This window comes from Endozoicomonas sp., assembly GCF_031844845.1.
Lineage (GTDB): Bacteria > Pseudomonadota > Gammaproteobacteria > Pseudomonadales > Endozoicomonadaceae > Endozoicomonas.
On record NZ_JAVRMB020000122.1, the window covers coordinates 1 to 13196 of the forward strand.

General features: G+C 48.0%; 11 protein-coding genes. 2 read left to right on the top strand and 9 right to left on the bottom strand.

The features are described 5' to 3' along the window. Window positions 1-591: 591 nt before the first annotated feature. From RM811_RS05820 to RM811_RS05835, 4 genes are all read right to left on the bottom strand, one after another. The gene (locus RM811_RS05820; RefSeq protein ID WP_402521744.1) at window positions 592-1422 is read right to left on the bottom strand and encodes an amino acid ABC transporter ATP-binding protein; all 831 of its coding nucleotides are present in this window, start codon (window positions 1420-1422) and stop codon (window positions 592-594) included. Between the two features lie 4 nt (window positions 1423-1426). Next, window positions 1427-2521 (bottom strand): amino acid ABC transporter permease, encoded by a 1095-nt coding sequence (locus RM811_RS05825; protein WP_402521765.1) that lies wholly within the window; start codon window positions 2519-2521, stop codon window positions 1427-1429. 21 nt (window positions 2522-2542) lie between these two features. Then, window positions 2543-3658: an amino acid ABC transporter permease gene (locus tag RM811_RS05830; protein ID WP_402521746.1), complete on the bottom strand. Its 1116-nt coding sequence runs from the start codon at window positions 3656-3658 to the stop codon at window positions 2543-2545. A gap of 250 nt (window positions 3659-3908) precedes the next feature. Further along, on the bottom strand, window positions 3909-4934 hold the full coding sequence (locus RM811_RS05835; protein ID WP_402521748.1) for an amino acid ABC transporter substrate-binding protein: 1026 nt from the start codon (window positions 4932-4934) through the stop codon (window positions 3909-3911). Between the two features lie 263 nt (window positions 4935-5197). Here RM811_RS05835 and folE point away from each other — a divergent pair, with 263 nt between their 5' ends. Continuing rightward, window positions 5198-5749: a GTP cyclohydrolase I FolE gene (gene folE, locus RM811_RS05840; RefSeq protein ID WP_402521750.1), complete on the top strand. Its 552-nt coding sequence runs from the start codon at window positions 5198-5200 to the stop codon at window positions 5747-5749. 75 nt (window positions 5750-5824) lie between these two features. Here folE and RM811_RS05845 read toward each other — a convergent pair whose 3' ends face one another. The 3 genes from RM811_RS05845 to RM811_RS05855 form a co-directional block, all read right to left on the bottom strand. Then, complete coding sequence (locus RM811_RS05845) at window positions 5825-6769, bottom strand: hypothetical protein (RefSeq protein WP_402521752.1); 945 nt, start codon at window positions 6767-6769, stop codon at window positions 5825-5827. A gap of 133 nt (window positions 6770-6902) precedes the next feature. Then, complete coding sequence (tdh, locus tag RM811_RS05850; protein ID WP_402521755.1) at window positions 6903-7928, bottom strand: L-threonine 3-dehydrogenase; 1026 nt, start codon at window positions 7926-7928, stop codon at window positions 6903-6905. A gap of 64 nt (window positions 7929-7992) precedes the next feature. Then, entirely contained in the window at window positions 7993-9189 is a 1197-nt protein-coding gene (locus tag RM811_RS05855) for a glycine C-acetyltransferase (RefSeq protein WP_402521757.1), read from the bottom strand. 604 nt (window positions 9190-9793) lie between these two features. On the opposite strand from RM811_RS05855, the gene RM811_RS05860 reads away from it, so the two are divergent. Beyond that, entirely contained in the window at window positions 9794-10720 is a 927-nt protein-coding gene (locus RM811_RS05860; protein ID WP_402521759.1) for a hypothetical protein, read from the top strand. Window positions 10721-10845: 125 nt separating this feature from the next. Here the strand turns inward: RM811_RS05860 and cysN are convergent, their stop codons facing one another. Next, window positions 10846-12462 carry a sulfate adenylyltransferase subunit CysN gene (gene cysN / locus RM811_RS05865; protein ID WP_402521761.1) on the bottom strand — a complete coding sequence of 539 codons (1617 nt, stop codon included), beginning with the start codon at window positions 12460-12462 and terminating at the stop codon, window positions 10846-10848. Next, window positions 12462-13196: sulfate adenylyltransferase subunit CysD (gene cysD / locus RM811_RS05870; protein WP_402521763.1), on the bottom strand; the 735-nt coding region annotated here is incomplete at its 5' end. The genes cysN and cysD, both read right to left, overlap by 1 nt.

Below are 13196 nucleotides of genomic sequence, written 5' to 3' on the forward strand. Positions count from 1 at the left end.
TAATACCGTAACCGGCGGCCTGAACGAAAGAAACCTGAGATGCCAGTGCAATAGCAGAGGCGAGAAGAACCTTACGACTGAGCTGAAACTGCATAATACCCTCGAACCTGTGTGATTCTGATGAGACTTCACCAGAAATCGTCATTAATACTTATAAATTGCGGGCGATCATACAGAGGATTATAAGACAGTTCTGTTATATTTTTGTTTCAGAGCGGATAAAAAGACGGGAACACCAACAAACTCTACAGCAATAAGCCGCAGGAGTTACTTTAGGAATTATCCTTGAATAAATTCCACATTTGGGAAAACAGTCATTATTATTGACCCACTCCACTGTCATCCTGTAAAGGCGACTGCATGGATGCAGGGGGTAGAGTAATGCAGGAGCAATTACCGAGATTGTACAGGATCCAGCCACAGGGAGGTGACTGCCGATGGTTGGCTATCCCTGCCAGATGGATTGTGTACAATCCCTGTACACAATGACAGCGGAGAGCACAGCCGGAACTGTTTACAGTACCACTCCCCCATGCGCTTCAATCTACTCTACTGGCAAATGGATGATTTATTTCAGGACATATTCCTTATTCAGTGATTCAACACCTGCCCAAGAAACTTCCGGGTTCTCTCTGAACGGGGATTACTGAAAAAGGCTTCCGGAGCTGCCTGCTCAATAATCTGGCCTTCATCCATAAAGATCACCCGATCTGCCACGGTACGGGCGAAGCCCATTTCATGGGTGACACAAAGCATAGTCATCCCCTCTTGTGCCAGTTCGATCATCACGTCCAGCACCTCTTTGATCATCTCCGGATCAAGGGCAGAAGTTGGCTCATCAAACAGCATCACTTCCGGATTCATACAAAGGCTTCTGGCAATGGCAACACGCTGCTGCTGCCCACCGGATAACTGCCCCGGATATTTATTAGCCTGTTCAGGAATCCTGACACGATCAAGGTATTCCATGGCCACCTTTTCCGCTTCCTTGCGAGACTGCTTACGAACCCAGATAGGCGCCAGTGTACAGTTCTCAAGAATGGTGAGATGGGGAAAAAGATTAAACTGCTGAAACACCATCCCAACTTCACGACGGATGGTTTCTATATTTTTCAAATCATTAGTCAGACGGGTGCCGTCCACCACAATACTGCCTTCCTGATGCTCCTCAAGGCAGTTAATACAGCGAATCAAGGTCGATTTACCTGAACCCGAAGGCCCACAGATAACAATCTTCTCACCCTTTCTGACAGTCAGGTTGATATCCCGAAGGACATGAAACTGACCATACCATTTATTCAGCCCACTGATTTCAATCAGGCTCGCCTGCACTGAACCTGGCTCACACTGAATCTTTACTTCAGGCTGACCGGCTTTTTTTAATGGCATTTGCAGACGAGGCTCATCAAGATACTCACTCATACGGTTAGCCCCTCTGGTGTAATTGTTGTTCGAGTCGCTGGCTGTACTTTGACATACCGAAACAGAAAATCCAGAAAACAAAGGCGGCAAACAGGTAGCCTTCCACAGAGTTCCCCAGCCAGGCAGGGTCGTTCAATCCAGCCTGGATAATCGCCAACAGATCAAAAAGACCAATCACCAATACCAGACTGGTGTCTTTAAACAGGGCGATAAAGGTATTCACAATACCCGGGATCACCAACCGCATCGCCTGAGGCAGGATGATCATAATCATCCCCTGCCAGTAGCTCAGCCCAAGACTGTCAAAGGCTTCGAACTGACCTTTGGGAATGGCCTGCAACCCTCCCCGCACCACTTCCGCCATATAGGCCGATTGAAACAGGATGATGCCAATAAGTGCCCTGAGCAGCTTATCAAATACGATGCCTTCAGGAATAAAAAGGGGGAGCATCACTGATGCCATAAACAGCACCGTAATCAGCGGGACACCGCGCCACAACTCAATATAGGCGGTACACAATGAACGAATGACCGGCATGTTGGATCGACGACCCAGGGCAAGCAAAACACCCACCGGCAACGAGGCAATCATCCCGCACAGCGCCAGCAGAAGCGTCAGCATTAAACCGCCCCACAGATGAGTATCTACTTTTACCAGCCCCGGAAGATCACCGTATAAAAGAAACCAGGAAACAAACGGCAGTAACAGTAAGCTATAACCCAGCGCCCATTTTTTACCCGGTGTGGCCTTAACGACAAGCCAGGTAATCAATAATGCCAGCTGGGCAAAAAACAGGTTGGGCCGCCACTGCTGCTCTTCGGGATAAAAGCCATAAATAAACTGATCCAGCCTGGCCGTGATAAAAGCCCAGCAGGCCCCTCCCCGGTTACAGGCATTGCTGTCCGCTCCAAACCAGGTGGCGTCGACCAATGCCCACTGCACTAACGGAGGAACCGACAGATAAAGTCCATAAGCAATGAACAGGGTTGCCAGTGTACTCAAAGGGCTGGCAAACAGATTGCTTCTAAACCAGGCCAACACACCCACAGCCATGATGGGTGGCTCCCGGGCAGGAATCATTTTCAGTTCGTGATTAATCATAATTTTATACCTCCCCGTTTACCGCTCGATAAGAGCCACACGTTGGTTATAAGTATTCATCAACAGGGAAACGCTCAAACTGATGGTGAGATAAACAGCCATGGTCATGGCAATCACTTCTACTGCCTGTCCTGTCTGATTCAACGTGGTTCCGGCAAACACACTGACCAGGTCGGGATAACCGATAGCTGTCGCCAATGAAGAGTTTTTCGCCAGGTTCAGATATTGATTGGTCAACGGCGGAATGATGACTTTCATCGCCTGGGGAATCACCACCAGCTTCAGCACCTTACCCGGTTGCAGGCCCAGAGAGGCCGCCGCTTCTTTTTGCCCTTTCTGAACAGACTCAATGCCTGCCCGCACCACCTCCGCAATAAAAGCGGCGGTATAGATGGTCAGGGCCAGTAGCAAAGCCCCTAATTCCGGGATAATAGAAATCCCTCCCCGGAAGTTAAAACCTTTCAGCGCCGGCGTATCAAATACCAGGGATGCACCAGAAAGCGACCATGCCAGGGCAGGAATGCCCAATAACAGTGCAACCATCCACAGGCGCGCACCGGAAAAGGGCTTTCCTGTTTCAATTCTTCTCTGCCGGTTTTTGTGCCTGAAGAGTAACGCCAGGCCAACCGCCATCAGGGAGCTGACCATTACCGGCAAAAGCCCCTGTTCAATAATGGGCCTGGGCAGAAAAAGACCCCGTAAGTTTAAAAAAACAGCATCGCCCATTGAGTAGCTTTGCCGGGGGTGAGGCAATGCGGCCAATACCGCGAAATACCAGAAAAGAATTTGCAGTAATAACGGAATATTACGGAACGTTTCAACAAAAACGGAAGCCAGTCTGGCCAATAACCAGTTGGAAGAGAGCCGGGCTACACCGACAAAAAAACCAAGCACCGTGGCAAAGAAAATACCCAGCCCTGAAACCAGCAGGGTATTGAGTATGCCGACCACAAAGGTTCGGCCATAACTGTGGGACTCATCGTATTCAACCAGGGACTGAAGAATCCCGAAGCCAGCCTCTTGAGACAGGAAATCAAAACCGGTGCTGATCCCCCGGTGCTCCAGGTTATTCATGGTGTTATTAATCACCCAGACACCGAGCATGACAATGACCAGTACCACAACACCCTGCATGAAAAGGGGTCTGAATGAAGCATCACGCCAAAGCCTTAAGAGTGCGATTAAAAACCGCGGCGTTGAATTATTTTTATGGGATACGTGCTCAGGATCACTCACGACATAATGTCCCTTTTTTTATTATTCTTATCAGGTTTATCTCGTTCCCACGCTCTGCGTGGGAATGCAGAACCATCCACAGGCTCAGTACTTAAGGCGAAGCACTCCCACGCAGAGCGTGGGAGTGAGGTAGAAAATGCTTACAGAATCAACGGAAAGGAGGCGCGTAAAGGATACCACCATCATTCCACAGGGCATTGAGACCACGCTCAATCTGCAACGGTGATTCAGCACCTACGTTACGGTTAAAGACCTCTTCGTAGTTACCAACCTGTTCAAGAATGCGCAGTGACCAGTCATCATCAAGGGCCAGACCTTTACCCTTGGGACCATCAATACCCAACAGGCGACGGATATTTGGATCAGACGATTCTTTTTGCGCTTTAATATTGTCAGAGTTAAGCCCCAGCTCTTCACCATTGATCATGGCGGCCAGGCTCCACTTAACAATATTGAACCACTGGTCATCACCCTGACGAACCACCGGACCTAACGGCTCTTTTGAAATCACGTCCGGCAGAACCACGGCAGAGTCAGGCTTCGACAGACGTACTCGCAATGCATAAAGCTGAGACTGATCGGATGTCAAAACATCGCAACGACCGGAATCAAAGCCCTTTGCAGTCCCATCGGAGGTATCAAATACGACCGGTTGATACTCCATATTGTTAGCCCGGAAATAATCAGCAAGATTCAGTTCACTGGTGGTACCGGCCTGTATGCAAACAGCGGCGCCATCCAGCTCTCTGGCACTCTTGACCCCCAGCTCTTTTTTCACCATGAAACCCTGACCATCGTAGTATGATACGCCGGCAAAATTGAGGCCAAGGGAGGCATCACGGGTCAGTGTCCAGGTGGTATTTCTGGAAAGCACATCAATCTCACCCGATTGCAATGCGGTAAAGCGTTCCTTTGCCGTCAGGGGAATAAACTTGACTTTGCTGGCGTCCTTCAGGGTTGCAGCGGCGACAGCGCGGCATACATCAACATCCAGACCACTCCACTGTCCCTTATCATCCGGGTTACTGAAACCGGGAAGGCCGGTACTGACACCACAGGAGAGATAGCCTTTTTCCTTAACCGACTCCAGCGTACCCGACGCACTGGCCACCTGAGCCAGACCGGCCGCAGCAAAAGCACCCAGCACCGCAGCTGTTTTCAGACTTTTCAGCATGAGAATTTTCCTTCTTCCGCTTCATATTGTTGTTATTTTTTAAACACGCAAAATTTTGATAATCCCTGGCGTGCTTTCAAGTCATGGCTTTTCAACCATACCTGCATGGAAAAGCGCTAGCAAGTTTCAACCCACTCCTGAGCGCAGGCCAGCCTTATTCATTAAAACCCGTCAAAGAAAGTCGGTAAGGAGCTTTCCGAGTTCTGTATCAGTTGTGTTAAACTGCCGTCCACTTCGATAACCATCCAGCGATAAATCTTCAAATGTCTCAAAGAATCAGCGAACACTACAAGGCCATTATTGAATCCGTCGGTGAAGATATTCACCGCGAAGGTCTTAGAGATACGCCGCTTCGAGCTGCCAAAGCGATGCAGTACCTGACCAGGGGTTACCACCAGTCATTAGAAGAGGTCGTCAATGGTGCCGTGTTTGAGTCAGACATCAGTGAAATGGTGGTGATCAAAGACATTGAGCTTTACTCCATGTGCGAACATCACCTGTTGCCCTTTATTGGTAAATGCCATATCGGCTATGTACCCAGGGGTAAAGTACTGGGCCTGTCCAAGTTTGCCCGCATTGTGGATATGTATGCCCGACGCCTGCAGATTCAGGAGAACATGACCAAACAGATTGCCGATGCCATCATGGAAGTGACCGATGCCAAAGGTGTCGCTGTCGTGATAGAAGCACAACATATGTGCATGATGATGCGCGGTGTTGAAAAACAGAACTCATCCATGACATCTTCGGTAATGCGCGGTCTGATGAAAGACAATCAGCCTACCAGGCAAGAGTTTCTGCGATTTATCCGATAAACAGACACAAAAAGTACTTATGCATAGCTGGACAGCTCTGACTTCCAGCTTTCATATCAGATAAGCGCAACGTCATCACTCTCTACTTTCAGGCATACCCGCAAGGACATCTTCTGTCACATCATTAAAGCCATAATTATCCATGAGTAATCTGCTAACACCCGGCTCGCGGAAGTACTCGATGATTGTCAACATCATGCTTTCCTCTGGCCTTGTTCGGAAGGCTTTAATGATGTTTTCCACCATCTGTTCATTCCTGTAGTCATTTATCCAGTAAGAAAATGGGAATAGATAGGGAGAAAACGTGCTCGATTCACTGTCAAAGAATACATTGCTGGAGTATTTATAAAGGAAGTGTACTACCTGAGCCATACTGTGAAAAAGCACGGTATCCCCAACAAAGCCATGCAGAATATGGTTACCAGGATCAGAAAATATGAGCGCCATTTCAAATCCGAGAACCAAAGGCAGATAACTGAATCCAGCAATTGTAACGATATCATTGCTACCATCTTCCAGTAGAATGTTAACTGTTTTTGCTTTTCTGGTGTTACCCGGCACTACGGTTATCAGGTCATCTGTTTCACTGCTTTTTTTTTGGACAGAAAAAAAGACAGGATTCAATTCTTTTTCCACCAGTAAATTACCAAGGGTAACAACGATATGAATGGGCAGTATTGCGATAAGGGAAGGTAATGCTGCCAGAGCATTCCAGTTGTTGGAAAACTGAATCCCCTCAAGTCCCCGAAAGGAAAAAAGGGACGCCAGTTTTCGCCCTGTACCGGCTACACTATAGGTTTTATACACGCTCTCCCCAACGACGACTGCAACCCTTTGAACTCCCGATACATCCCCTGATAGAAGCCTTACCCTGTACTCCCCATCTCTGGCTCTTTGCAACGTATTAATTCGTTCCTCACCGAGCACGTCTATGACTCTGGATGCATCAGGATAGTCAGCCCTGGCTAAGTTAAAATTGACCAGTAATAAACAACAAACAATGTATCTGCCGATTTTCATATACGATCCCCTTTGATCCACTCAAAGAACACGGAACATGCTGAATTAGACAGTTTCATTGACTTAAGTTCATGATTTTTTTTAAAGACAAAAAAAAGCCAGCATTGCTGGCTTTTTAAAAGGATTTGAGCGATTAGTTCCAGTCAAGAATGACCTTGCCCGATTGCCCTGACCCCATGATTTCAAAGCCCTTCTGAAAATCATCGACAGGGAACCGGTGGGTAATTACCGGAGAGATATCAAGGCCAGACTGCAGCATGCTGGTCATCTTGTACCAGGTTTCATACATCTCACGGCCATAGATACCTTTAATAACCAGGCCTTTGAAGATTACCTGATTCCAGTCAATGACGGTGTCACTGGCAGGAATACCCAGCAGTGCAACCTTACCGCCGTGGTTCATGTTTTCCAGCATCTGCTCGAATGCACGACCATTACCGGACATTTCCAGGCCCACATCAAAGCCTTCAACCATGCCCAGCTCTGCCATCACATCGGTCAGCTCAGTATTGGCAACATTGACCGCACGGCTGGCACCCATCTTAAGCGCCAGATCCAGACGGTACTCATTAACATCGGTAATAACCACGTTACGGGCACCAACGTGTTTACAGATCGCTACCGCCATAATACCGATGGGACCCGCACCGGTAATCAGGACATCCTCACCCACCAGGTCAAAAGAAAGCGCGGTATGAACCGCATTACCAAACGGGTCAAAAATTGAAGCCAGTTCATCGCTGATATCATCAGGAATCGGGAAAGCGTTAACCGCAGGAATCACCAGAAATTCGGCAAAAGCACCATCCCGGTTAACGCCTACGCCCACGGTAAAGTTGCAGAGATGGCGACGCCCTGCCCGGCAGTTACGACAATGTCCACAGGTGATATGACCTTCACCGGAAACCCGCTGCCCCAGGGTAAAGCCGCGAACGCCTTCGCCCATTTCAACGATTTCACCGATAAACTCATGCCCCACATGCATCCCAACCGGAATGGTCTTTTGTGACCACTCATCCCAGTGGTAGATATGCATGTCAGTACCGCAAATGGCGGTCTTGCGAATTTTAATCAGTACATCGTTGTAACCCACCTCTGGCATGGGATGGTCTTCCATCCAGATTCCGGGTTCTGCTTTGCTTTTGGCTAATGTCTTCACAGTTTCAGTTTTCTCTAAGGGCTCACTCTCCATCAAAATCAAAGACAGTGAGCCAGCAGTAAGGTCAGTTAATTACACCCAGCTCTCTACCCACTTTGGCGAAAGCCGTAATCGCCTTGTCCAGATGCTCTCTGCTGTGGGCTGCCGACATCTGGGTACGAATTCTTGCCTGCCCTTTGGGTACTACCGGGAAAGAAAAGCCAACCACATAAATGCCTTCTTCCAGCATACGGTCAGCAAACGTTCCTGCAAGAGAGGCATCACCCAGCATCACAGGAACAATAGGATGATCGGCACCGGCCAGGGTAAATCCAAGACGAGTCATTTCAGAACGGAAGTGTTCTGCATTGTCACGAACTTTCTGACGCAGCTCACCACCGGAAGCCAGCATGTCAAATACCTTGATAGAGGCAGCAGCAATACTTGGGGCCAGTGTGTTGGAGAACAGATAAGGGCGTGAACGGTTACGCAGCCAGTCAATCACTTCTTTCTTACCCGTTGTATAGCCACCGGATGCACCACCCAGGGCTTTACCCAGGGTTCCGGTCAGAATATCCACACGCCCCATCACACCGCAGAACTCCGGCGTGCCGATACCCTTTTCACCGATGAAACCCGTGGCATGACAGTCATCCACCATCACCAGCGCACCGTATTTATCCGCCAGATCACAGACGCCCTTCAGGTTGGCGATAACACCATCCATTGAGAAAACACCATCGGTGGCAATCAGTTTGGTTTTTACACCAGCTGCATCCGCAGCCTGCAGCTGAGCTTCCAGATCTGACATATCGTTATTGGCATAACGGAAGCGCTTTGCTTTGGACAGGCGAACGCCATCAATAATACTGGCGTGGTTCAGGGAATCACTGATAATGGCATCATCAGGCCCCAGGATGGTTTCAAAAAGGCCGCCATTGGCATCAAAGCAGGAAGGGTAAAGAATGGTGTCTTCCATCCCCATAAACTCGGAAATACGGGCTTCCAGCTCTTTATGAATGGTCTGGGTACCACAAATAAAACGTACGGAGGCCATACCAAAACCGTATTTATCCAGCCCCTGCTTACCCGCTTCGATCAGTTCCGGTGCATTCGCCAGACCAAGGTAATTATTGGCACAGAAGTTAAGTACTTTTTCTCCAGTGGCTACCTTGATTTCAGCCTGCTGCTGGGAGCTGATCACCCGCTCACTTTTATAAAGTCCTTCCTGTTTCAACTCATCCAGCTGGCGGCGCAGCCCTTCATAAAAATCGGCCTTCATTTCGACTCCTGTTTTCAATATTTCCAACGCCCTGACTTTAAATATTCCGCTCAACAGGTTAGGCATTTCTGGTGATTAAATAGGAACACCCCACTCAATACGCAGCCAGAACCACCTTTAGCGCACCCTTTAGCGCACCCTTTAGCTCACCCTTTAGCTCACAAAGGCCTGCGTATGTTTACGGTAAAATCAAAGACTTACAGGCTACTTGATACGGCTTTTCTGCCATCAACCTGATTATTGTAGATGATTATAGTGGATTAGTGAGGCGTCCTATTGAACAGGCATTTGTACGTATTATTTACAAAAATCATGCTAGGGACTGTATCAGCACAAAGTCTGGATGGCTTAATAATTCGTCAATTTCGACATTGGATAACTGAATGGTCCGCCCCAACAAAAAAACACATATTATCAGCGAGAGTAAAGAGATTAAAATAACCTATCAAACCAGATACAGGGTCATTCGAAAAAAAGTACAACAACTTTGAACTTAATAAAAAATACTTAATCTAATTAAATGAAAACCTGTCCAATAAAAAAACCACATCAGCTTCTACATCAGCTTCTACATCAGCTTCTAAATAAAGCAAGGATTTCAACAATGCAGACTGCAACAACAGATAATAACAGAAGCATATTCCGGAAAGATCAAGAACTTAGAGCAACCAGGCGTCCTGAAACTGATAGCATGAAAATTTCAGGAACATTTCATTACACCTCAACTACCACCAATAATTGTCCACGAAGAGAAGTTGCCAGTGGTCGGCCGGAATCATCATCAAATCCAATCTTAGAAACCTCTCTGTTTTGTCGTCAGTTACTCAAAATTCAAGCCCCTTCAGCATTAGCAATCATAACTGACATAACTGAAATAACTGAAATAAAAAAAGACATCTACTTACAACAGATTCTAAATACAGCCACCTCTGTAACTAAAGACGTTTCAACGAAAATAACCATAAGTAGCACCGGGCTCAAAGAAACAAACCTGAGTATTCATCCAGACAGACTCACTGCTTACAAAAAAACGCCTTATGTAAAAGCTGAAGAGTTGTATAAAAAGCTGCTTGGACCTGGCCTTATCGATTTTCAAGCGTCTCCATCAGCCCTAGAATCTGAAAGCGGCCCAGAAAAAGAGCAGCGCTTAAAAACATGGGCGTTTGTGGAAAATGAGCTTAGACAACATGGCCGCAAAACTCTAGACGAATGTCTTAAAGAATCCGTTGAGCTAAAAATGGGTAATTGCGAAATACAGGCTCATTTATCTGTAAATAAATTCAATAAAAAGCTAGAGCATCACAAAATACCCGTTTTTAAAGTAGAAGCCAGCATTTGCAAGAACTTATTCTTAAAAGTGGAGCACGTTGTAGGGTTAATATCAGTATATTCAATAGCCGATAATCAATTAGTTGCACGCTTTGTTATGGATCCCTGGGCGGGATACTGTACTGCTATTGAGGAGATAGAACAGCTTCATACAAAGGTAAAATTAAACCCTGAATATAGTATAGAAAAAGCGCCTCTATAGATTTCTCTTACGATAAACATTAAGCCCTTTCGGCATTACCAGCCTCCACTGCCAAAAGTGGCTTAAGTCTACCGCAAGAGCAAAAGAAAGTAGTCCGGCTACCCCCCGCCCCTGAAGGAAACGGGTTACGCCTTAACCTCGTTCAAAGAAATTGACTCAATAATTTTATTTGCTGCCACTTCGGCTGAATCGGTACTGCCGTTATCACCCGTCTGGTAACCAGCCAGAATCACCGTCACCTCAGCCTTTGCCAGAGCATCAGCCTTTAATGACCACTGCTCATCATCAACACTGATCACATACGGATAGAACCCACGATCAAACAACTGTCGTTCAATGGCCTCGGCATGCTGTTTTAAAACCTTGAATAAACCACCCTTTTGCCCAAGACGCTGCTGACGGTGCTCACTGGATACGCTTTCAAACTCACCCTTGCCCTCACGGGTTCCACGAACCATACCTGCGGCAACCGTCGCATTACTGAGCCGGTCAATAACAATAAAGGCGCCGGTCTGACGGTTACGCTGGTAGCTATCCACCGGAATGGCTCTGGTCAGTTGCAGATGACACAGACCAATTTCATTCAGCGCCAGATAATCTGCCGGATGATGAGCCAGTGAGTTGATATCCACTCTGTGTTCAATACCCACAAAGCTTCCTGAAATCTGACCCGTCGGGAACTTAACCTGATACTGTTTTCCGGGCGTCATGGGCTGCTCATCCATCCAGACCAGATCCACAGCCAGATCTGCAGCCACCGTTATATCACTGTCCCGGCGAACCAGCATGTCGCCACGGCTGATATCGATCTCATCCGCCAGAGTCAGTGTCACCGCCTGACTGGCATGGGCTTCCGGTAAATCACCGTCCCAGGTCACGATTCGCTCAACGGTGCTGACCTGTCCCGATGGCAAAACCTTGATAACGTCGCCGGGTTTAATCGTGCCGGAGGCCAGTGTTCCTGAGAAGCCACGAAAATCAAGATTAGGACGATTTACATACTGCACTGGGTAACGGAAGTCATCGAGGTTCCGGTCACGGACAATTTCAACAGTCTCCAGGACGTCCATCAACGTATTGTCACGATACCAGGACATGTGTTTACTTTTATGCACCACATTGTCGCCTTCCAGAGCTGACATTGGGACAAACCGCACATCCCCCAGGTTAAGCGGCTCTGCGAAGTCGAGGTATTGATTACGGATCTCTTCAAAGCGCTCCTTGCTAAAATCCACCAGATCCATTTTATTAATGGCCACGACAAGATGCTTAATCCCCAGCAAACTGGCGATGTAGGTATGCCGGCGGGTTTGGGTCAGCACACCCTGCCGTGCATCAATCAGGATAATCGCCAGATCACAGGTGGATGCCCCTGTTGCCATGTTTCGGGTGTACTGCTCATGTCCCGGAGTATCAGCAATGATGTATTTTCGTTTTTCTGTAGAGAAGTAGCGATAGGCGACATCAATGGTAATGCCCTGTTCACGCTCTGCCTGCAAGCCATCCACCAGCAGGGCCAGGTCCAGTTTATCGCCTTGCGTTCCTACACGTTTACTGTCGTTTTCAACAGCAGCCAGCTGATCTTCATAAATCATGCTGGTGTCGTACAGAAGGCGTCCAATCAGAGTACTTTTACCATCATCCACACTGCCGCAGGTCAGGAAGCGCAGCATCTCTTTGCGTTCATGGCGACTCAGGTACTCTTCGATATCCGTAGCAATAAGTTCAGATTGGTGTGACATCAGAAATACCCTTCCTGCTTTTTCTTTTCCATGGATCCGGAACTGTCATGGTCAATCACCCGGCCCTGTCGCTCAGAGGTTCTGGTCAGGAGCATCTCCTGAATCACCTCGGTTAAAGTATCCGCTTCAGACTCCACGGCGCCGGTTAATGGGTAGCACCCAAGGGTTCTGAAACGCACCTTACGCATCTGAGGCTCTTCTCCAGCATTCAGTGTCATCCGATCATCATCCACCATAATCAGGTTGCCATCACGCTCCACCACCGGGCACTCTCTGGAGAGATAGAGCGGTACAATCGGAATCTCTTCCAGATGGATGTACTGCCAGATATCCAGTTCCGTCCAGTTGGACAGCGGGAAGACCCGAATACTTTCCCCTTTCTCTACCTGACTGTTATAGATATTCCAGAGTTCGGGCCGTTGATTCTTTGGGTCCCAGCGATGGTTCTTATCCCGGAAGGAATAAACACGCTCTTTAGCACGGGACTTCTCTTCATCCCTGCGGGCACCACCAAAAGCCGCATCAAACCCGTATTTATCCAGTGCCTGTTTGAGTGCCTGGGTCTTCATCACATCGGTGTGTTTGGCGCTGCCATGGGTAAATGGTCCAACCCCCTGTTCAAGACCTTCCGGATTGGTATGAACCAGCAGCTCAAGCCCCAGCTCTTTCACCCGCTGGTCTCGAAACTCAATCATCTCCCGAAACTTCCAGGTGGTATCCACATGCAACAAGGG

What these genes read in the sequence shown, in the direction of transcription:
- RM811_RS05820 (WP_402521744.1), bottom strand. Translation starts at nt 1,422, where the DNA reads ATGAGTGAGTATCTTGATGAGCCTCGTCTGCAAATGCCATTAAAAAAA.
- RM811_RS05830 (WP_402521746.1), bottom strand. Translation starts at nt 3,658, where the DNA reads ATGCAGGGTGTTGTGGTACTGGTCATTGTCATGCTCGGTGTCTGGGTG.
- RM811_RS05835 (WP_402521748.1), bottom strand. Translation starts at nt 4,934, where the DNA reads ATGCTGAAAAGTCTGAAAACAGCTGCGGTGCTGGGTGCTTTTGCTGCG.
- folE (WP_402521750.1), top strand. Translation starts at nt 5,198, where the DNA reads ATGTCTCAAAGAATCAGCGAACACTACAAGGCCATTATTGAATCCGTC.
- RM811_RS05845 (WP_402521752.1), bottom strand. Translation starts at nt 6,769, where the DNA reads ATGAAAATCGGCAGATACATTGTTTGTTGTTTATTACTGGTCAATTTT.
- RM811_RS05855 (WP_402521757.1), bottom strand. Translation starts at nt 9,189, where the DNA reads ATGAAGGCCGATTTTTATGAAGGGCTGCGCCGCCAGCTGGATGAGTTG.
- RM811_RS05860 (WP_402521759.1), top strand. Translation starts at nt 9,794, where the DNA reads ATGCAGACTGCAACAACAGATAATAACAGAAGCATATTCCGGAAAGAT.
- cysN (WP_402521761.1), bottom strand. Translation starts at nt 12,462, where the DNA reads ATGTCACACCAATCTGAACTTATTGCTACGGATATCGAAGAGTACCTG.